General features: G+C 66.1%; 18 protein-coding genes. 9 read left to right on the forward strand and 9 right to left on the reverse strand.

Annotation, left to right across the window (positions count from 1 at the left end):
• Both G6N77_RS12965 and G6N77_RS12970 read left to right on the forward strand, forming a co-directional pair.
• Positions 1 to 907: carbohydrate ABC transporter permease (locus G6N77_RS12965; RefSeq protein WP_165182591.1), on the forward strand; the 907-nt coding region annotated here is incomplete at its 5' end.
• Positions 908 to 1,011: 104 nt separating this feature from the next.
• Positions 1,012 to 1,803, forward strand: a complete 792-nt coding sequence (locus G6N77_RS12970; RefSeq protein ID WP_240902135.1) for a carbohydrate ABC transporter permease — start codon at positions 1,012 to 1,014, stop codon at positions 1,801 to 1,803.
• 120 nt (positions 1,804 to 1,923) lie between these two features.
• Here G6N77_RS12970 and G6N77_RS12975 read toward each other — a convergent pair whose 3' ends face one another.
• Positions 1,924 to 2,496 carry a CGNR zinc finger domain-containing protein gene (locus G6N77_RS12975; RefSeq protein ID WP_165182593.1) on the reverse strand — a complete coding sequence of 191 codons (573 nt, stop codon included), beginning with the start codon at positions 2,494 to 2,496 and terminating at the stop codon, positions 1,924 to 1,926.
• Between the two features lie 73 nt (positions 2,497 to 2,569).
• On the opposite strand from G6N77_RS12975, the gene G6N77_RS12980 reads away from it, so the two are divergent.
• Complete coding sequence (locus G6N77_RS12980; protein WP_165182594.1) at positions 2,570 to 3,601, forward strand: EamA family transporter; 1,032 nt, start codon at positions 2,570 to 2,572, stop codon at positions 3,599 to 3,601.
• A gap of 4 nt (positions 3,602 to 3,605) precedes the next feature.
• Here the strand turns inward: G6N77_RS12980 and G6N77_RS12985 are convergent, their stop codons facing one another.
• The 4 genes from G6N77_RS12985 to G6N77_RS13000 form a co-directional block, all read right to left on the reverse strand.
• Positions 3,606 to 4,298: an SDR family oxidoreductase gene (locus G6N77_RS12985; protein WP_165182595.1), complete on the reverse strand. Its 693-nt coding sequence runs from the start codon at positions 4,296 to 4,298 to the stop codon at positions 3,606 to 3,608.
• A gap of 84 nt (positions 4,299 to 4,382) precedes the next feature.
• Positions 4,383 to 6,758: a heavy metal translocating P-type ATPase gene (locus tag G6N77_RS12990; protein WP_165182596.1), complete on the reverse strand. Its 2,376-nt coding sequence runs from the start codon at positions 6,756 to 6,758 to the stop codon at positions 4,383 to 4,385.
• Between the two features lie 18 nt (positions 6,759 to 6,776).
• Positions 6,777 to 7,004 (reverse strand): heavy-metal-associated domain-containing protein, encoded by a 228-nt coding sequence (locus G6N77_RS12995; RefSeq protein ID WP_165182597.1) that lies wholly within the window; start codon positions 7,002 to 7,004, stop codon positions 6,777 to 6,779.
• A 4-nt stretch (positions 7,005 to 7,008) separates the two neighbouring features.
• The gene (locus tag G6N77_RS13000) at positions 7,009 to 7,332 is read right to left on the reverse strand and encodes a metal-sensitive transcriptional regulator (protein ID WP_165182598.1); all 324 of its coding nucleotides are present in this window, start codon (positions 7,330 to 7,332) and stop codon (positions 7,009 to 7,011) included.
• 136 nt (positions 7,333 to 7,468) lie between these two features.
• Between G6N77_RS13000 and G6N77_RS13005 the strand changes: the two genes are divergently transcribed.
• Together G6N77_RS13005 and G6N77_RS13010 are read left to right on the forward strand one after the other, a co-directional pair.
• Positions 7,469 to 8,581 (forward strand): WD40/YVTN/BNR-like repeat-containing protein, encoded by a 1,113-nt coding sequence (locus G6N77_RS13005; protein ID WP_165182599.1) that lies wholly within the window; start codon positions 7,469 to 7,471, stop codon positions 8,579 to 8,581.
• 10 nt (positions 8,582 to 8,591) lie between these two features.
• The gene (locus G6N77_RS13010) at positions 8,592 to 8,879 is read left to right on the forward strand and encodes a MoaD/ThiS family protein (protein ID WP_165182600.1); all 288 of its coding nucleotides are present in this window, start codon (positions 8,592 to 8,594) and stop codon (positions 8,877 to 8,879) included.
• Between the two features lie 38 nt (positions 8,880 to 8,917).
• Here G6N77_RS13010 and G6N77_RS13015 read toward each other — a convergent pair whose 3' ends face one another.
• Together G6N77_RS13015 and ptsP are read right to left on the reverse strand one after the other, a co-directional pair.
• Complete coding sequence (locus tag G6N77_RS13015) at positions 8,918 to 9,196, reverse strand: HPr family phosphocarrier protein (RefSeq protein WP_165182601.1); 279 nt, start codon at positions 9,194 to 9,196, stop codon at positions 8,918 to 8,920.
• Positions 9,197 to 9,259: 63 nt separating this feature from the next.
• Entirely contained in the window at positions 9,260 to 10,945 is a 1,686-nt protein-coding gene (gene ptsP, locus G6N77_RS13020) for a phosphoenolpyruvate--protein phosphotransferase (RefSeq protein ID WP_165182602.1), read from the reverse strand.
• Between the two features lie 148 nt (positions 10,946 to 11,093).
• Between ptsP and G6N77_RS13025 the strand changes: the two genes are divergently transcribed.
• The 4 genes from G6N77_RS13025 (at position 11,094) to G6N77_RS13040 (ending at position 16,892) form a co-directional block, all read left to right on the forward strand.
• The gene (locus G6N77_RS13025; protein WP_165182603.1) at positions 11,094 to 11,816 is read left to right on the forward strand and encodes a TetR/AcrR family transcriptional regulator; all 723 of its coding nucleotides are present in this window, start codon (positions 11,094 to 11,096) and stop codon (positions 11,814 to 11,816) included.
• A 63-nt stretch (positions 11,817 to 11,879) separates the two neighbouring features.
• A complete protein-coding gene (locus tag G6N77_RS13030; protein WP_165182604.1) occupies positions 11,880 to 13,805 on the forward strand; it encodes a PTS mannitol transporter subunit IICBA in 1,926 nt (641 codons plus the stop codon).
• Positions 13,805 to 14,950 carry a mannitol-1-phosphate 5-dehydrogenase gene (locus G6N77_RS13035; protein WP_165182605.1) on the forward strand — a complete coding sequence of 382 codons (1,146 nt, stop codon included), beginning with the start codon at positions 13,805 to 13,807 and terminating at the stop codon, positions 14,948 to 14,950. The genes G6N77_RS13030 and G6N77_RS13035 overlap by 1 nt, the downstream gene beginning before the upstream one ends.
• Before the next feature lie 193 nt (positions 14,951 to 15,143).
• Positions 15,144 to 16,892 carry a pyruvate dehydrogenase gene (locus G6N77_RS13040; RefSeq protein ID WP_165182606.1) on the forward strand — a complete coding sequence of 583 codons (1,749 nt, stop codon included), beginning with the start codon at positions 15,144 to 15,146 and terminating at the stop codon, positions 16,890 to 16,892.
• 32 nt (positions 16,893 to 16,924) lie between these two features.
• On the opposite strand, the gene G6N77_RS13045 is transcribed toward G6N77_RS13040, so the two are convergent.
• Positions 16,925 to 18,292, reverse strand: a complete 1,368-nt coding sequence (locus G6N77_RS13045; RefSeq protein WP_165182607.1) for an MFS transporter — start codon at positions 18,290 to 18,292, stop codon at positions 16,925 to 16,927.
• 140 nt (positions 18,293 to 18,432) lie between these two features.
• Complete coding sequence (locus G6N77_RS13050) at positions 18,433 to 18,663, reverse strand: hypothetical protein (protein WP_165182608.1); 231 nt, start codon at positions 18,661 to 18,663, stop codon at positions 18,433 to 18,435.
• Positions 18,664 to 18,680 lie beyond the last annotated feature (17 nt).

The raw sequence follows: 18,680 nt of genomic DNA on the forward strand, positions 1-18,680 counted from the left end.
CAGCTTCATGGTGGTCTTTTTGGGGCTGCCCCTGGTGATCTACCTGGTCTTCGTGATCTCGCCTTTCGTCCAGGCGATGTACTACTCGCTGACCAACTGGAGCGGCTTCAGCGACAAAATGCCGTTCGTCGGGTTCGACAACTATGTCAAGCTCTTCCACGACGACATCTTCATGCTTTCGGTGCGCAACAGCATCATCCTGGCCATCTTCCTGCCCATCATCACCGTGATCCTGTCCCTGGTGCTGGCCACGCTCGTCACCATTGGCGGCAGCAGCCGGGGGCAGATCAAGGGCCTGAAGGGATCCGGCTTCTACCGGATTGTCTCCTTCTTCCCCTACGTGATCCCCGCCGTCGTCATTGGCATTATCTGGGCGCAGATTTATGATCCAAGTTCCGGCCTCCTCAATGGCATCCTGACCGGCCTCGGTTTTGACGGACTGAAGTCGTATCCCTGGCTGGGAGACCCCCGCACGGCCATGATCGCCTCCATGGTGGTCATTGTCTGGGGCTTTGTGGGTTTTTACATGATTCTGTTCATCGCCGCCATCAAGGGAATTCCGGCCGAAACGTTCGAGGCTGCACGCATTGACGGTGCAGGCCGCTTCCGCACGGCCACCACCATCACCATTCCCCTGATCCGCGACAACATCCAGACGGCCTACGTCTACATGGGCATCCTGGCGCTGGACGCCTTCGTGTACATGTCGGTGCTGAACTCCACCGGCGGGCCGGCGAACTCCACCCTGGTCATGTCTCAAAAGCTGTTCACCACGGCGTTCTCTAAGGGCCAGTTTGGCCTGGCCTGTGCCATGGGCGTGGTGCTGGCCGCAATTACCCTGCTCTTCTCGGCGCTGGTCTTTCTGGTGAACCGGATCACCGGCGGCAAACAGGATGTGTCTGAATAATGTCACTCAAACTTTCCAAGAAGTCTCCGGCCGTCACAGGCCATGTGGAACGGAAGTCCCAGGAAACCAAGGGCGACAAGGTCGTGGCGGGCGTCTCGCACACCATGCTCGGCCTGTGGTCCCTGATGGTCCTGATTCCCCTGCTGTGGACCTTGATGTCGTCCTTCAAGACGACCAGCGAAATCTTCGCCTCGCCGTTCTCCCTGCCCAAGGTCTGGCAATTCAAGAACTACGTCAGTGCCTGGAACACGGCGGGAATCGGCCTCTACTTCTTCAATACTGTGATCGTGGTTGGCTTTGCGCTGGTCATTGTGATGGTGCTGGGATCCATGTGCGCCTACGTCTTGGCCCGCTATGTCTTCCCAGGCCACCGGATCATCTACTACCTGATGCTTGCCGGCCTCACGTTCCCGATCTTCCTGGCCATCGTGCCCCTGTTCTTCATCCTGAAAAACATGGGACTGCTGAACACGCTGCCTGGCCTGATCATTGTCTACGTGGCGTTTGCGCTTCCCTTCACCGTGTTTTTCCTGTTCTCCTTCTTCAAGGCCCTCCCGGGTGAAATTGCCGAAGCTGCCCAGATTGACGGTGCCGGTGAATGGCGCACCTTCTTCCAGGTGATGCTGCCCATGGCGAAGCCCGGCCTGGCGTCGGTGGCCATCTTCAACTTCCTGGGACTCTGGAACCAGTACCTGATCCCGGTGGCCATTAACACCGACCCCCAAAAGAAGGTGTTGTCCCAGGGCATCGCGGCGTTTGCCGGCCAGCAGGGCTACGCGGTGGACTTCGGTTCGCTCTTTGCCGCCTCCGTGATCGTGGTGGTGCCGGTGCTGATCGCCTACATCATCTTCCAACGCCAGCTGCAGGGCTCGGTGTCCGCGGGCACCATGAAGTAGGCAACCTTCCGCACCACCCCACCCCGACCGCACCACCCCTCCCGACCACCCCACCCCTCCCCGAACGGGCACTTAACGTGGATGTTTTCGAAAAACATCCACGTTAAGTGCCCGTTCGGGCTAGGTTTGGGCGGATTTTCTACGCCGGTACGCGGCCACGTGGGCGCGGTTGCCGCAATTGCCCGTGTCGCAATACCGCCGCGACCGGTTCTTGGACAGGTCGATCAGCACGGCCCGGCAGTCACCGGCGGCGCACACCTTCAGGCGCCCCAGTTCCTTGCTGCGGATCACGTCCACCAGGGCCATGGCCGCCTCCACACCCATGCGCTGCGCCAGCGGTGCTGCCGGCGCCGTCGCATGCAGGTGCCAGTCCCACTGGTCGTGCCTGACCAGCTGGGGGAGGGCGCGTGCACCGGCCAGCAGCGCGTTGACCCGTTCGACGGCGGTGTCCTCGCCGGCGGTCCAGATGGTGCGCAGTTCCGCGCGCATATCCCGCACGGCCGCCAGCTCGGCGGCGGAGTGTTCGCGCGAGCCGGAGAACTGCTCCGCCGCCACGAAGGCATCCAGTTCGGCCAGGGTGGCCAGCCTGTCCGCACCGGACACGCTCCCGTCCGGCAGTAGGTCGATGGGCGCCGAGTTGATCAGGTTCACGGCGGACTGCAGCGCCACTTCCGTGTCATTGCTAAAGACCATGTTGACTCCTGACATTCGACGGGCGTAATGTCATGAGTCTAACTCCTTTGACTGCTGACATACGGACACGCCCATGACTATTTCACGAAATGCCGCCACGGCACCGCCCGGGACCGGTCCTGCCCGGATCGCCTCGCCCGCACTGCTCTTTGCCTTTGCCTCGGCGGCCACTTTCGCCCTGTCCGGCCCGTTCGCGAAGTCCTTGTTCGAGGCCGGCTGGTCGCCCGGGGCTGCCGTGGCCGCCCGCATAGGCGGCGCCGCCGCGGTGCTCCTGATACCGGCGGCCATCGCCCTGGTCCGGCAGTGGGCCCAGGTCAAGGGGTCCCTGCTGCGCATCGCCGTGTATGGGATTGTGCCGATCGCACTGTGCCAGCTGTTTTACTTCAACGCCGTGTCGCACCTCTCCGTGGGCGTGGCGCTGCTGCTGGAATACCTTTCCCCCGTGCTGCTGGTGGGTTGGGCCTGGCTGAGCACCCGGACCAGCCCGCGGTTGCTGACCATCCTCGGCGCCGTCTGCGCCATGTCCGGCCTGGTGCTGGTGCTGGATTTGGCCGGCAGCACCAAGGTCAGCGTCACCGGCATCCTGTGGGGCCTGGCCGCCGCGGTGTGCTCGGCGGTGTTCTTCATCATGTCCTCCCGCAGCAATGACAACGTCCCGCCCATCCTCATGGCCGGCGGCGGCATGGCCGTGGGTGCCGTGCTGATTTTCGCGCTGGGCCTGGCCGGGCTCATGCCCCTGGCATTCACCACCGCAGATGTCGGCTTTGCCGGGCACCAGGTGTCGTGGCTGGTGCCCGTGCTGGGACTGGTCCTGGTCACCACCGTCTTCGCCTACGTGGCAGGGATCATCGCCACGCGCGGGCTCGGCTCCAAGGTGGCATCCTTCGTGGCCCTGTTCGAGGTGCTGTTTGCCGTGCTGTGGGCCTGGATCCTGCTGGGGGAAATGCCCCGGTTCATCCAGCTGGTGGGCGGGCTGTGCATCATGGCCGGCGTGGTGATGGTCCGGCTCGACGAGCTGCGCGGCCCCCGTCAGCGCGGCGCGTCCTATGCCGTGGACCTGGACGCCGTGCCGGCGGGTGCCCCGGCGCGAGGGGAACCCAACTAAGGGGCTACCAGGGGAGCGGCCCCGACCGGTCCGTGTACGTTCCCGTAGGCCCGTCGGGTCCGGCCAGGGCAGCCTTGACGATGACCTCGGCACCCTCCTCAACGGTTTGGGTGCCACGGTTGCCGTTGAATTCCGTTTTCGTGTAGCCCCGATCCACGGCATTGATCCGCAGCTCCGGGAACGCCTTCGCGTACTGGGTGGTCAGCATGTTTACCGCAGACTTCGACGACGAATACACCACCGAGTGCAGCGCCGATTCGCCTCGGGCGGGGTCGGAGGTGATGGTGATCGAGCCCATGCCCGAGCTGACATTGACGATTGTCCCGGCCGATTCCCGCAGCAGCGGCAGGAAGGCATGAATCATCCGCACCGTGCCGAGGACATTCACGTCGTAGACCTGCAGCATTGACTCTGCCGTGACATCGGCGGGGTCCGTGAACCCGCCGGAGATGCCTGCATTGTTCACCAGGACGTCCAGCCGGCCGGCCTCTCCGCGGATCCGCTGCGCAGCAGCTGCCACGGAAGCGTCCGAGGTGACGTCAAGCTCAATGAATTGCCCGCCGGCGGATTTCGCGGCGGCCAGGCCGCGCCCGGAATCACGGCAGCCAAGATATACGGTGTGACCGGCTGCCGCGAGCTGCCGGGCAGTTTCAAATCCGAGGCCCTTGTTGGCCCCGGTAATCAGGGTGGTTGTCATGATTCCAGTGTGCGCCTGTGGCGGGCCGTCACATAGGGAAGCCCGCCCCCAAAATCTTGGAGGCGGGCCGTGGAGAGGGGTCCGTTAGCGCCCGAAGCGGCGCAGCCGCAGGGAGTTGGCCACCACCAGCACTGAGCTGGCGGCCATCGCGGCCCCGGCGATCATCGGGTTCAGCAGCCCCAGTGCGGCCACCGGAATGCCGATCGCGTTGTAGAAGAACGCCCAGAACAGGTTCACCTTGATGGTGCCCAGCGTCCGGCGGGACAGTGCAATGGCCGTGGCCACCTGGCCCAAATCGCTGCCCATGACGGTCAGGTCCGCGGCAGCAATGGCCACATCCGTGCCCGAACCCATGGCGATGCCGAGGTCCGCCTGCGCCAGGGCCGCGGCGTCGTTCACGCCGTCGCCGGCCATGGCCACCGTGGCGCCGTCGGCCTGCAACCCCTTGACCGCCTCAACCTTGCCCTCGGGCAGGACCTCTGCGTAGACATCCTCCCGTGCAATTCCGACGGCGGCCGCCACCTGTGCTGCCACGGCGGCGTTGTCGCCGGTCAGCAGGATGGGGCGCAGGCCCAGGTCCTTCAACTTGGCGATGGCATCCTTCGAGCCGGCCTTGATGGTGTCCTTGAGGGCGATGAGCCCCGCAGCCTCGCCGTCCACCGCAACCCAGATGGCCGTGGTGCCGCGCTGCTGCTGCTCCGCCAATGACGCCCGGGCCCCCGAGGAAAGCACGACGCCGTTTTCCTCCAGCCAGCCCGCCCGGCCGGCCAGCACGGCGCGTCCTTCGATGACGGCGCGGACGCCGCCGCCCGGTGCGGACGTGAAGTCGTTCAGCTCGGGGAGTGTGCCTGCTTCGCGGGCATGGGCTGTGATGGCGTGCGCGATGGGGTGCTCGCTGTGGGACTCGACGGCACCGGCAAGGCGCAGGATTTCGGCGGCGGGCACCTGGGTGAGGGGGACGACGTCGACCACTGAGAGGCGGCCTTCGGTGACGGTGCCGGTCTTGTCCAGCAGGATGGTGTCCACCGTGCGGGTGTCCTCCAGGACCTGCGGGCCCTTGATCAGGATGCCCAGCTGGGCCGCGCGGCCGGTGCCTGTCAGCAGGCCCACGGGCGTGGCCAGGCCCAGGGCGCAGGGGCAGGCAATGATCAGCACGGCCACGGCGGCCGTGAAGGCGCGCTGGATTTCGGCAGGCTCAATCACCGGGCCGCTCAGCAGCAGCCACAGCGCGAAAGTCAGGACGGCGATGACCAGCACGACCGGCACGAACACGGAGCTGATCCGGTCCGCCAGCCGGGCGATGGGGGCCTTGGCGGCCTGCGCGGCGCTGACCAGCATGCCCATCTGGGCCAGGGTGGTTTCGCTGCCCACGCGGGTGGCCTTAACCAGCAGGCGCCCGGAGGTGTTGATGGTGGCGCCGGTGACGGTGTCGCCGGCCGTGACGTCGACGGGCAGGGATTCGCCCGTGATGAGGGAGGTGTCCACGGCGGAGGTGCCGTCGGTGACGATGCCATCCGTGGCGATCTTCTCGCCGGGGCGGACCACGAAGACCTCGTCCACGGCCAGCTCAGCAGCCGGGATCTTGACCTCCACGCCGTTGCGCAGCACGGTGGCTTCCTTCGCGCCCAGGTTCAGCAGTGCCTTGAGGGCGTCGCCGGCCTTGGACTTGGCGCGGGCTTCCAGGTAGCGGCCCAACAGCAGGAAGGTTACCACCACGGAAGAGACCTCAAAATACAGCGGGGCATGCCCCTCCATGGCCGAACCGTGGGCGGTCATCGACGGGTCCAGGGCCAGTTCGACGGCGGAAAACACGAACGCCGCCGTGACGCCGATGGAGACCAGGGTGTCCATGGTGGAGGCGAAATGGCGGGCGTTGATGGCCGCCGCACGATGGAACGGCCAAGCCGACCAGGTGACCACGGGCAGCGCCAGGATGCCGGCCACCCAGCCCCATTGCGGGAACTGCAGGGCCGGGAACATGGAGACCAGGAAGACCGGGACAGTCAGGATGGCCGCCAGGATGAGGCGCGGGCGCAGCGTGGCGGCGGTGCCGCCGTGGGCCATATGGTCTTCATGTGAATCATGGCCGCCGTGCGCGGCACCCTCCTGCGCGGCACCCTCCTGCGCGGCACCCTCCTGCGCGGCACCCGGGTGGGAGTCGTGCGAGAGGTGGGTAACGGCGTCGTGCTTCATGGCGGGCGGCGCGGGGGGATTTTTCAGCGTGGCCGTGTAGCCGGTGGCCTTGACGGTGTCGATGATTTGCTGGTCGGTAATGCCGGCGGGGACCGTGACCTGGGCTGTTTCCAGCGGGAGGTTCACGGAGGCGCTGACGCCTTCGAGCTTGCCCAGCTTGCGTTCCACCCGGCTGACGCACGATGCACAGGTCATGCCCTGGATGTCGATTTCGACGGTGCGGGGTCCGGGGGAGGCGGTCTGGGACAAGATTTCTGCGGCGCTCATGGCGCTCCTTAGTGTTGTTTAAGCGTTGTTGGCGACAACCAGGTAGCCGGCTTCCGCCACGGCCTCGCTGATTTCTGCCGGATCCAGGGTGAGGGTGGAGGTGATGGTGACCTCGGAGATGCCGCCGGCGTTAAGGTCGACGGCGACGTTTTCCACGCCCTTCAAATCGGAGAGTTCCTCGGTGACGGAGCTGACACAGTGTCCGCAGGTCATGCCGGAAACGTTGATGGTGGTGGTGTGGCTCATGGCTTTAGCTCCTGAGTAGGCGGGATATTGCGGCGGTGGCTTCGGATACTTTTCCGGAAACGATTTCCGGGTTGCCGGATGACTGGGATTCATGGGCGGCATTGACCACGCAGTGCGCGATGTGGTCTTCGAGCAGGCCGATGCTGACGGCGTGCAGGGCCTTGTTGACGGCGGCCATCTGGGTGAGGATGTCGATGCAGTACTTGTCTTCCTCCACCATCCGGGCGATGCCGCGGACCTGGCCCTCGGCACGCTTCAGCCGGCGCAGGTAGGCCTGCTTCTGCTCGGAGTAGCCATAGGGGCCGGCGGGTTCCTCTTCATTGCTCATGGTCTCAAGGTATACCCCCATGGGGTATGTGTCAAATACCCTGTGGGGGTATCTTGGAAACGATGCGGGCCCCGGAACGAAAGTTACCTGCCGGAAAGTCTTGCCGCCGGGGGCCTACATGACAAGACTTGACCCCATGGCTACCAACGGAGATACGTCAAAGACAACCTACCTGCTGGCCGTGGGCACCAAAAAGGGCCTGTGGCTCGGCACCAGCACGGACCGTTCGAACTACTCTTTTACCGGTCCGCACTTCCTGATGAATGAGATTCCAAGCATCGGCATCGATACCCGCAACGGCGCCACGCGCATATTGGTGGGCGTGCGCAGCGAGCACTGGGGACCCACCGTGGCGCACTCGGACGACCTCGGGGCAACGTGGAGCGAACCGGAAAACGGCGCCATCACCTTCCCTGCCGACACGGAGGCCGCACTGGAACGCGTGTGGCAGCTGCAGCCGGACACGGCGGAGCGGCCCGGCGTGGTGTGGGCCGGCTGCGAGCCCATCTCGGTCTGGAAATCCACCGACGGCGGCGAGCACTTTGAGCTCAACCGCGGGCTGTGGGACCATCCCCACCGGACGGAATGGGGTGCCGGCTTTGGCGGCGCCGCCGCCCACACCGTGCTGCCCAGCCCTTCGGACCCCAACACCATCCATATCGCCATGAGCACCGGCGGCGTCTACCGCAGCACCGACGGCGGGGAGTCCTGGGAGCCGCGGAACAGGGGGATTGGCGCCGACTTCATGCCGGACGAGACACCCGAATTTGGCCAGTGCGTGCACAAGGTGGCCCGGGACGCGGTCAAGCCGGAGGTGCTTTACGCCCAGAACCACGGCGGGGTGTACCGCACGGATGACAACGGCGACACCTGGACGTCCATCGCGGAGGGCCTGCCGGCGGACTTCGGCTTCACCATGATGGCGCACCCGCGCCGCTCCGGGACCGCCTGGGTGGTGCCGATCACTGCCGACAGCGAGCGGATTCCGCCGGGCGGCCAGCTGGCCGTGCACCGCACGGACGACGGCGGCGCCTCGTGGACGCGCCTGGCCGAAGGCGTGGTGGAGCCGGACTACAATGTGGTGCTCAGGGACGCGGCATCCGTGGACACGGCCGAGCCCGTGGGCGTGTACTTCGGCACCCGCGGCGGCACGGTTTACGCCAGCGCCGACGAGGGCAACACCTTCACGCCCGTCCTCAAGCAGCTGCCGGACGTATTGTGCGTCCGCGCGGCCGCCGTCGAACTCTAAGGGAGGGCACATGCCGGAGGTGACGGTGCTCATCCCCAGCCTGCTGCGCCCGCTCACCGGCGGGCAGGAGCAGCTGCGCCTGGACGTGGGCGGCGGCGCCACGGTGGCGGAACTGCTGGACGCCATCGGCGGAGGCTTCCCCACCTTTGGCCGGCGGGTCCGCGACGAAACCGGGGCGCTGCGCCGCTTTGTGAACATTTACCTTGACGGCGACGACGTCCGGCGCATGGCCGGGCTGGCCACGCCCGTGGCCGCCGGCCAGGAACTGATGATCATCCAGTCCGTGGCCGGCGGCTGACGCGCGGCCGGCGCTTGCGTGCCGGCAGGTGGAAGGGCCTAGACGGCGTCCAGGTCCGTTTCCAGCATGGCCGCGAGCTTGTCGAGCGCCGCATCGGCGCCGTCGCCCTCGGCACGCAGCACCACCACGCTGCCGTGCTCGGCGCCCAGGGTCATGAGCGAGAGGATGCTGCTGGCGTCCATGGCGTCCTCGGCCGGCGCCCCGTCCATGGCGATGGTGACTTCCACGCCCACTTCGCCGGCGGCTGCGGCGAACAGTGAGGCGGGGCGGGCGTGCAGCCCGGAGCTGCTGGCTACGGTTGCTTTGCGTTCGGACATGGTTCCTCCTGTGGGACGGGGTGGATCAGGCGGGTCCGGAAAGGCCCCGCCAGGTGTGTCTGCTCATAGCCCAAGCTTGGCAAGGATGGGCAGCTTCTCCCGCGCCCAGTCCTTTGCCTGCGCGGGACTGTTTGCCGAGAGTGCCAGTGTAGCGATTTCCTGCGCCTCTTTCAGCGTCACTGTGGCCAGGACCGCGCCGACGGCAGCCAGCGAGCGGGCCGTCATGGACAGGGTGGACACGCCCAGCCCCACCAGCACGACGGCGAGGGCCGGGTCCGCGGCAGCCTCGCCGCAGACGCCCACCGGCTTCCCACTGCCCTCGGCCAGGGCCCCGGCCACCGTGAGGCGCACCAGCTGGAGCACGGCGGGCTGCCACGGGTTGTTCAGGGCGGCCAGGGGGCCCAGCTGGCGGTCCGCGGCCATGGTGTACTGCGTGAGATCGTTGGTGCCCAGGCTGGCAAAGGCCACCTCCCGCAGGATGGACTCGCTGGTCACGGCGGCAGAGGGGACTTCCACCATGACGCCGGGAACCTTCAGGCCGGCCGCCGTGCACATGGCGGCAAAATCGGCGGCCTCCGCCGGGGTGGAGATCATGGGCGCCATGACCCACACGTCCGCCTCGGAGCCGCCGGCGGCTTCGGCGACGGCGGCAAGCTGGCGTTCCAGCACGCCCGGTGAGGAGGTGTCCGTGCGGTAGCCGCGCACACCCAGGGCGGGGTTTGGCTCCGTGGCGTCGGTGAGGAAGGGCAGGGGCTTGTCTGCGCCGGCGTCGAGCGTGCGGAGCACCACTTTCTTGCCGGGGAAGGCGTCAAAAACCCCGCGGTAGGCAGCCACCTGTTCCTCGCGGCTGGGCTCGGTGTCGCGTTCAAGGAAGCAGAATTCGGTGCGCAGCAGCCCCACGCCCTGGGCGCCGGCCGCGGCGGCCTTGACGGCGTCCGCAGCCCCGCCCACATTGGCGAGCAAGGGCACCAGGTGGCCGTCCGCCGTGGTGCCGTTGCCGTCAAAGACCGACAAAAGGGAGGAGTTCGCGGCCCAGGCGGCGGCAGCGGCGCGCTCTGCCTCGCCGGGTTGGGTGGTGATGGTGCCGGCCGCGCCGTCCACGTACACCTCGGTGCCGTCGGGCAGCTGGTCAATGCCGACGGCGGCCACCACTGCGGGCAGGCCCAGGGACCGGGCGATGATGGCGGTGTGGGATTGCGGGCCGCCTCCTGCCGTGAGGAGCGCCGTGACCTTTTCCGGATCCAGCGTGGCGGTGTCGGCCGGGGCCAGGTCCTCGGCAACGAGGATGAACGGCTGGTCCGAGGAGGGGATGCCAGGTGCCGGGACGCCGCGCAGGGACGCGACAATGCGTGCGCGCACATCCAGCACGTCGGTGGCACGCTCGGCCATGTAGCCTCCCAGGTTCACCAGCATGGCGGCGACAGCTTCGGCAGCCTCCCAGACGGCGCGTTCGGCGGAGGTCCCGGCGTTGACCAGCTTGACGGCGGACTTGATGAGCATGGGGTCCACGGCCATCAGGGCGGTGGCTTCCAGCACTGCCTTGGCGTCGGCCCGGGCCGTGGCGGCCCGCGCCTGCAGCTCCGCCTGGACGGCCTTGGATGCCGTCTGGAGTGCTGCCGTGGCGGTGGCAGCATCGGTTCCCGCTGCCAGTTTCTCCCCGGCGGGAGGCTCCGCCAGCGGCCGCGGCATCTGCTTGATGGTCCCCGTGATGCGTCCGGGGCTGACGCCAACTCCTGGGAAACTCTGCATTGAAATTCCTCAATTCCTGTGTCTGGCCTTGGCGCCGGCCGGCGGGCCGCTGTGCCTGCCGTGGGACGCCCCGCGGGTGGGGGTTTCCTTTAAAGATAACTTGTGATTCACTTCATATAGCAATGCTATAGATGCTAGGGTAGCAGTCATGAACTTCAACGGCCAGCTTCCGCCCAAGACCCGGTTGCTGAACGCGGCGGCACAACTGCTCGCCGACTCAGATGGCGCCCCTGTCTCCACTCGGCAGATCACCGAGATGGCCGGGGTGACTGCACCAACGCTGTACCACCACTTTGGTGACAAGGAGGGGCTGTTCAACGCAGTCCTTGATGCGGGCTTTGAGGAGTATGTGGCAGGAGAGCGCAATTTTGCGCCGACCGGCCAACCGCTTCAGGATGTCCGCCGGATGTGGGACAACCACATCCAGTTCGGCCTGGACAGGCCGCAGCTTTATGCGGTGATGTTTGGCAACATTCGTCCCGGCAGCCGCTCGTCACGGGTTGCCGAAGCCGAGGCGTACATGGAGGAGATGCTGGACAAGGCGGCTTCGGCCGGCCAGCTCAGCGTCCCGCCCCGCGAGGCCGCCCGCAGCATTTTGGCGGCCAATGTGGGGGTGACGCTGATGCTCATCGCCGAGCCGGTGGCGGACCGCAACTTCGAGTTGTCAACCATGACTCGGGAGGCTGTGATTTCCGCCGTTTCATCGGATGCCGAGCTGGCATCGGCACCCACCCCCGTGGCGGCGCCGTCGGTGGTGGTGGCAGCCATCGCCTTGAACGCAGCCCTTGAATCCTCCCACCCCGAGCAGCTATCCAGCACGGAGCTGAAGATGTTCCTGGAGTGGCTGGACCGCATCGCCAAAACTTCATAGTTCCACCACCACGCAATACCAACATTCCTGCATTGGTGCAGGCTTTACGGTTAGGAAACTCTCATGGCAACACCATCAGTGACCGCCACAAAGGGCGGCGCCAGGGTCAAGGTGCAGAGGTTCGGCACTTTCCTCTCTGGCATGATCATGCCCAACATTGGGGCATTCATTGCCTGGGGCATAGTCACCGCCTTCTTCATCCCCACGGGCTTCACCCCCAACGGGACGCTGAACGAGATGGTGGGCCCCATGATCACCTACCTGCTGCCCCTGCTGATCGCGTACACGGGCGGAAAGATGGTCCATGGCGTCCGCGGCGGCGTGGTCGGCGCCGCAGCAACCATGGGTGTCATTGTCGGTACCGACATCCCCATGTTCATTGGTGCCATGCTCATGGGTCCGCTGACGGCATGGCTCATGATGAAGCTCGACAAGATCTGGGAAGGCCGCATCAAGCCCGGCTTTGAGATGCTAATCGACAACTTCTCCGCCGGCATCCTGGCCGCCATCATGGCGATCATCGGCAAGCTGGTGGTGGGGCCGGTGGTGATCGCCTTCAGCAACGGTGCCGGCAACGTGGTCCAGTTCCTGGTCCATCACGGCCTGCTGCCGTTTACCAGTATCTTCATTGAACCCGCCAAGGTCCTGTTCCTGAACAACGCCGTCAACCACGGCATCCTGACCCCGCTGGGCACCGAACAGGCACTGCAGCAGGGCAAGTCCATCCTGTTCCTGCTGGAAGCCAACCCCGGCCCCGGCCTGGGCCTGCTGCTGGCCTACGCGATCTTCGGCAAGGGCCTGGCGAAGGCCTCCGCCCCCGGCGCCGCGCTGATCCAGTTCCTGGGCGGCATCCACGAAATCTACTTCCCGTACGTGCTGATGAAGCCCGTCATGATCCTGGCCACCATTGGCGGCGGCATGACAGGCATCTTCATGCTGGTCATCACCGGTTCCGGGCTGCGCGCCCCAGCCGCCCCTGGCAGCATCTTCGCCGTATACGCCATGACGGCCAGTGACAGCTATGTGGGCGTGACCTTGTCCGTGGTGCTGGCCGCCACAGTCTCCTTCCTGATCGGCTCCTTCATCCTCAGGATCAGCCCCGTTCCGGCGGAATCCGACAACCTGGGCGAGGCCACGGCCAAGATGGAGGCCATGAAGGGCAAGAAGAGCTCCGTTGCCTCGATGCTCGCCGGTGCCGCCACCAAGGGCCCCATCTCCACCGTTGTCTTCGCCTGCGACGCCGGCATGGGCTCGAGTGCCATGGGCGCCTCGGTGCTGCGGAACATGATCAAGAAGGCCGGCTTCCCGGAGGTCAAGGTGACCAATTCGGCCATCGCGAACCTGACGGACAGCTACGACGTGGTGGTCACCCACCAGGACCTGGCCGAACGCGCGGCGCCGTACACCACCAGCGCGGCCCACTTCTCCGTGGACAACTTCATGAACAGCCCGCGCTATGCGGAAATCGTGGAGCTGGTCAAGGCCAGCAACGGCGCGGGCGCGGCACCTGCAACGGCAGCCGCCGTCGTGCCTGGGGATGATGAGGCACTCGCCGCAGGTTCCATCCTGGCCCGCGAAAGCGTGGTCCTGAACGGGACCGCCGGCACCCGGGATGCGGCCATTGACGAGGCCGGCGCGCTGCTGCTGGCCCGCGGGGCAGTGAATGCCGCGTACGTGGCAGCCATGCATGAGCGCGAGGAATCGGTGTCCACCTACATGGGCAACTTCCTGGCCATCCCGCACGGGACCAATGAGGCCAAGGGGAACATCTCCAGCTCTGCCGTCTCCATCATCCGGTACCCGGAAGGCATCGACTGGAACGGCAAGCCCGTGAAGTTTGTGGTGGGCGTGGCCGGAGTGAACAACGAGCACCTGGCCATCCTGTCCTCCATCGCCCGGGTCTTCACCGACAAGGACCAGGTGGCCCGCCTGGAGGCCGCCTCCTCGGTGGATGAAGTCCTGGACATCTTCCGGAAGGTCAACGCATAGTGAAAACAGTTCATTTTGGGGCCGGGAACATTGGCCGCGGATTTGTTGGCCTGCTGCTGCACAACGCCGGCTACGAGATTGTCTTTGCCGACGTGGCCGCTGCGCTCATCGACCAGCTGGCCGCGGCGGACAGCTATCAGGTGCACGAGGTGGGCGAGAACCCGGCCGTGCACACGGTGGACAACTTCAGGGCACTGAATTCGGCTGCCGCACCGGACGCCGTGGTCGCGGAAATTGCGACGGCGGACATGGTCACCACCGCGGTGGGCCCGAACATCCTCAAGTTCGTGGCGCCGTTGATTGCCCGCGGCATTGCGGCCCGGGATGCCGGGCTGGCGCCCTTGCAGGTCATGGCCTGCGAGAACGCCATCAATGCCACGGACATCCTGGAGGCGGCAGTCCGCGCCGACGGGGCAGCGGGGCAGGCCGCCGTGGATTCGGCGGCCGTGTTTGCCAACACGGCAGTGGACCGGATTGTGCCCAACCAGGCACCGGGCCAGGGGCTGGACGTCACGGTGGAGACGTTCTTTGAATGGGTCATCGACAAGACCCCGTTCCGCGGGGCTGAACCGGCCATTCCGGGCGTCACGTTTGTGGACAGCCTTGGCCCGTACATTGAACGCAAGCTGTTCACTGTGAACACGGGACACGCGTCCACGGCCTACTTTGGCCGGGCCGCCGGGCTGGAGAAAATTTCCGACGCCATGGCTGACCCGTCCGTCCAGGCCAGGGTCCGCGCCGTGCTGGAAGAAACGAAGCAGCTGCTGGTGGCGAAGCACGGTTTTGCCGAGGCGGAACAGGAAGCCTATGTGCAAAAGATCCTGGTCCGGTTCGCCAACGAACACCTGCCTGACACCGTGGTGCGGGTGGGCCGGGCGCCCCTGCGCAAGCTCAGCCGCCATGAGCGCTTCATTGGCCCTGCGGCCGAGCTCGCGGAAAACGGCGTGAAACCTGCGGCCCTGCTGGAGGCCATCGGCGCGGCACTGCGGTTTGACGATCCAGGTGACGCCGAGGCCGTGGAATTGGCGTCCATCCTGGCTGACAACCCCGCGGCGGCCGCCACGGAACGCATCACGGGGCTGGCCCCGGCGCACCCGCTGTTCGCCGCCGTCAACGCCGTGGTGGAAGCGGCGCAGGCGCGGTAACTGCTCATTGCGGATCCAGCCGCGTTTGTGGAACGTGAAGGGCCCGGCACCGGGGGTGCCGGGCCCTTCCGTCTGTGGGTCAGGCCCTGACGGCGGCAGAAAACAGGCCACCATGCCATGCTCCGGGCACATCCCTGCGGTAGGTTGGCGGTAACAGTTCGTGCGGATCAGCTTCCGGTTGAAGGATGTGCCCATGGCCAAGGAACTTGCCACCCAACTCATTGAACAGTTGCAGTTTGCCGGAGTGCGGCGCATCTACGGGATTGTGGGCGACAGCCTTAACCCGCTGGTGGACGCCGTGCGGAAAACCGGGGGTGCCAGCAACGGAGGAATCGACTGGATCCACGTCCGGCACGAGGAAGCGGCCGCTTTCGCCGCCGGCGCCGAAGCGCAGCTCACGGGGGAACTGGCCGTGTGCGCGGGTTCCTGCGGCCCCGGGAACCTGCACCTGATGAACGGGCTGTACGACGCCAACCGCACCGGTGCGCCCGTGCTGGCCATCGCCTCCCACATCCCCAGCAAGCAGATCGGCAGCGGGTTTTTCCAGGAAACCCACCCCGACAGGATCTTTGACGAATGCTCCGTGTATTCGGAGCTGGTCAGCACCGCGGAGCAGGCACCCAGGGTCATGCGCAGCGCCATTTCCCATGCCATCGGCCTGAGGGGTGTCGCCGTCGTGACCTTGCCGGGCGACATCGCAAGCCTTCCTGCCAGCGCACCCACGCCACACCGGCGCCCCTACACCCGCGCGTCACTGGTGCCCGCCCAGGAAAGCGTGAAGGAGCTGGCCGACGCCATTAACAGGGCGCAAAAGGTGGCCATCTTTGCCGGTGCCGGTGTGGAGGGCGCCCACGACGAAGTCATTGCGCTCGCGGAACTGGTCAAGGCGCCCATCGGGCACAGCCTGCGGGGCAAGGACTTCATCCAGTACGGCAACCCCTTCGACATCGGCATGACGGGGCTGCTGGGCTACGGTGCAGCCGCCGAGGGCATTGCCGACGCCGAGCTGCTGATCCTGCTCGGCACCGACTTCCCGTACGACCAATTCCTGCCCGGCACCCGCACCGCACAGGTGGACCGGGCCCCGGAACACCTGGGCCGGCGCACCGACGTCGAAATTGCCGTGCACGGCGACGTGCTGCCCACCCTGCAGGCCCTGATCCCACTGGTGGAGCCGAAGAACAATTCACGTTTCCTGGACCAGATGCTGAAGAAACATGACCGGCTCATGAACAAGGCGGTGGGTGCCTACACGCGCAACGCGGACAGGCTGGTGCCCATCCACCCCGAATACGCGGCCTCCCTGCTGGATGAAATTGCGGCCAAGGATGCCATCTTCACGGCGGACACGGGCATGTGCAATGTGTGGACGGCACGCTACATCAACCCCCTGGGGACGCGCCGGCTGATCGGCTCCTACCTGCACGGATCCATGGCGAATGCGCTGCCGCAGGCCATCGGAGTCCAGTCCGCCTACCCGGACCGGCAGGTCATCTCGGTGTCCGGCGACGGCGGCCTGTCGATGCTCCTCGGCGAGCTCATCACGGCGGCCGCGCACAAGCTCCCCATCAACGTGGTGGTGTTCAACAACTCCACGCTGGGCATGGTCAAGCTGGAAATGCTGGTGGACGGCCTGGCCGACTTCGGCGTTGACGTTCCGGACACGAACTACGCCGCCATTGCCGCTGCCATGGGTTTCCATGCCGTCCGTGTAACGGACCCAGCGGGCATTGCGGACGCCTACCGGGCGGCGTTTGCGTACGATGGCCCGTCTCTGGTGGAACTGGTCACGGACCCGAACGCGCTGTCAATCCCGCCGAAGATCAAGGGCGGGCAGGTGCTGGGGTTTGCCACGGCCATGTCCAAGATTGTGCTGAACAAGGGTGCGGGGGAGGCTGTCAGCATGGCCCGGAGCAACTTGCGCAACATCCCGCGCGGCTGACCCCGGTCCGGGGCCGGCCCCGCGGGAGGTGTTTATGCGGCGACGGAGTCGTCGTGGACCACGGCGCGTGCGGGGATGGGTTCCAGTTTCCCCATGAGGAGGATGTAGGAGAGGAGGCCGCCGACCAGGGCGACGCCGCCGATGATGAAGGCGAAGGCGAAGCTGCCGGTGATGTCGACGACCATGCCGGTGACGATGGGTGCGGCGACGCCGGCGAGCAGGTTGACGCAGTTGACGATGGCGGCCAGGGAGCCGGCGCTGCCTTCGGGGGCGATGAGCGCCGGGAGGGAGTTGCTGGTGACGTAGACGAGGGCGATTCCGGCGCTGCCGGCGGCGATCCAGATGATGGCGGTGGTGGCGCTGTGGCTGAAGGCGGCACCGACGGTGAGCAGGGCGACTATCATGCCGGCGACGATGATGCCTTTGCGGACTTTGTCGGCGTTGGCGCCGCGGCCGATGACCCGGTCCACCCACCAGCCGCCGATGGTCAGTTCGGAGATGAACATGGCCAGGGCGGGGACGGCGGCGTAGATGCCGCTTTGCAGGATGCTCTGGTCCATGCTTTTTTGCATGTAGCCCGGCAGCCAGGTCAGCAGCATCCAGAGGACGTAGCCGGCCCCGGCGAGTCCGAGGGAGAGGCCCCAGACCTTGCGCTGGCGCAGCAGGTAGCCGACGGTGGCCAGGTCGCTTTTGGGGCGGACTGATTCGGAGGAGGCGCCGCCGTCGACAATGTAGTTGTATTCCTCCTGGCTCATGCGCGCCTTCTTCAGGCGGGCTGCGGGTCCGCTGTACTTCCAGAGGAATGCGGCGAGGAAGACCAGTGACAGCCCGGCCTGGACCCAGAATGCTTCGCGCCAGCCCCAGGTGGCCACGGTGAAGGCGATCAGGGGCAGGCCCAGGACGTTGGCCAGGCGGGTGCCGCTGTCGAAGATGGCGGTGCACAGTCCGCGTTCGTGGCGGGGGAACCACAGGCCGGTGGCCTTCATGGCGCCGGGGAAGGCGGGGGCTTCGGCCACGCCGAGGAGAACGCGGGCCACGATGATGATCCACGCGCCGGAGGCAACTGCGGTCAGCACGGAGGCGATGAACCACAGCACGGCGCTGGCGCCCCAGATCTTTTTCACCCCGAAGCGGTCCAGGAGCATGCCGGAGGGGATCTGCATGATCGCGTAGGACCACAGGAACGCGGAGGAGAGCACACCGAATTCGGTGGCCGTGAGGCCGAATTCGTGCGAAAGCGGTGTCTGCGTGACGGAGATCGAAAGCCGGTCAATGTAGTTGATCAGGATGCCGAAGCCCATGAGCAGGGCAATGTTCCACCGCGCCTTGCCCCGGGGTTTCGCGGGGGCGCTGTGGGTGGTGGACTGGATTTTTTGGTGGTTTTCAACTGTCTTGGACATGGAGAATCCTCAGGACGGAAAGTTTTGGGCGGTACCCTGCCTGTGCGGCTTCATTGCCGGGACAGGGCGCGGACCCCGGTCGTAGGGTGTGGACGCGTGCTGCTTGGGCACCGCGGCGCGCACCGGGAATGGCTGCATGGCTAGCGGCGGGCGTGGTTGGCCAATGCCAGGACAGGCGTTCGGTGGGTGGCGGATCTCGCCGCGAGGGCCAGGGCGGTCAGTGTTGCTGCCGCCAGGACGGATTCCATGCCCCACATGAGTGGCGAATGACCGGCGTTCAGCCACAAATGGCCAAATATTGTCAATGCCACCGTGGCGAACAGAATCTGGCAGAAGGCCAGGCTGCGGGGCCTGGCCTTCTGCGGGTGCATCGAACTCGCCTTCAATG

This window comes from Arthrobacter silviterrae, from assembly GCF_011045165.1.
In the GTDB taxonomy this organism is placed as follows: Bacteria; Actinomycetota; Actinomycetes; order Actinomycetales; family Micrococcaceae; genus Specibacter; species Specibacter silviterrae.

Bases quoted from the DNA above. Each gene is read 5' to 3' on its own strand.
- G6N77_RS12970 (WP_240902135.1), top strand. From the start codon at position 1,012: ATGCTCGGCCTGTGGTCCCTGATGGTCCTGATTCCCCTGCTGTGGACC.
- G6N77_RS12975 (WP_165182593.1), bottom strand. From the start codon at position 2,496: ATGGTCTTTAGCAATGACACGGAAGTGGCGCTGCAGTCCGCCGTGAAC.
- G6N77_RS12980 (WP_165182594.1), top strand. From the start codon at position 2,570: ATGACTATTTCACGAAATGCCGCCACGGCACCGCCCGGGACCGGTCCT.
- G6N77_RS12985 (WP_165182595.1), bottom strand. From the start codon at position 4,298: ATGACAACCACCCTGATTACCGGGGCCAACAAGGGCCTCGGATTTGAA.
- G6N77_RS12990 (WP_165182596.1), bottom strand. From the start codon at position 6,758: ATGAGCGCCGCAGAAATCTTGTCCCAGACCGCCTCCCCCGGACCCCGC.
- G6N77_RS12995 (WP_165182597.1), bottom strand. From the start codon at position 7,004: ATGAGCCACACCACCACCATCAACGTTTCCGGCATGACCTGCGGACAC.
- G6N77_RS13000 (WP_165182598.1), bottom strand. From the start codon at position 7,332: ATGAGCAATGAAGAGGAACCCGCCGGCCCCTATGGCTACTCCGAGCAG.
- G6N77_RS13005 (WP_165182599.1), top strand. From the start codon at position 7,469: ATGGCTACCAACGGAGATACGTCAAAGACAACCTACCTGCTGGCCGTG.
- G6N77_RS13010 (WP_165182600.1), top strand. From the start codon at position 8,592: ATGCCGGAGGTGACGGTGCTCATCCCCAGCCTGCTGCGCCCGCTCACC.
- G6N77_RS13015 (WP_165182601.1), bottom strand. From the start codon at position 9,196: ATGTCCGAACGCAAAGCAACCGTAGCCAGCAGCTCCGGGCTGCACGCC.
- ptsP (WP_165182602.1), bottom strand. From the start codon at position 10,945: ATGCAGAGTTTCCCAGGAGTTGGCGTCAGCCCCGGACGCATCACGGGG.
- G6N77_RS13025 (WP_165182603.1), top strand. From the start codon at position 11,094: ATGAACTTCAACGGCCAGCTTCCGCCCAAGACCCGGTTGCTGAACGCG.
- G6N77_RS13030 (WP_165182604.1), top strand. From the start codon at position 11,880: ATGGCAACACCATCAGTGACCGCCACAAAGGGCGGCGCCAGGGTCAAG.
- G6N77_RS13040 (WP_165182606.1), top strand. From the start codon at position 15,144: ATGGCCAAGGAACTTGCCACCCAACTCATTGAACAGTTGCAGTTTGCC.
- G6N77_RS13045 (WP_165182607.1), bottom strand. From the start codon at position 18,292: ATGTCCAAGACAGTTGAAAACCACCAAAAAATCCAGTCCACCACCCAC.
- G6N77_RS13050 (WP_165182608.1), bottom strand. From the start codon at position 18,663: ATGCACCCGCAGAAGGCCAGGCCCCGCAGCCTGGCCTTCTGCCAGATT.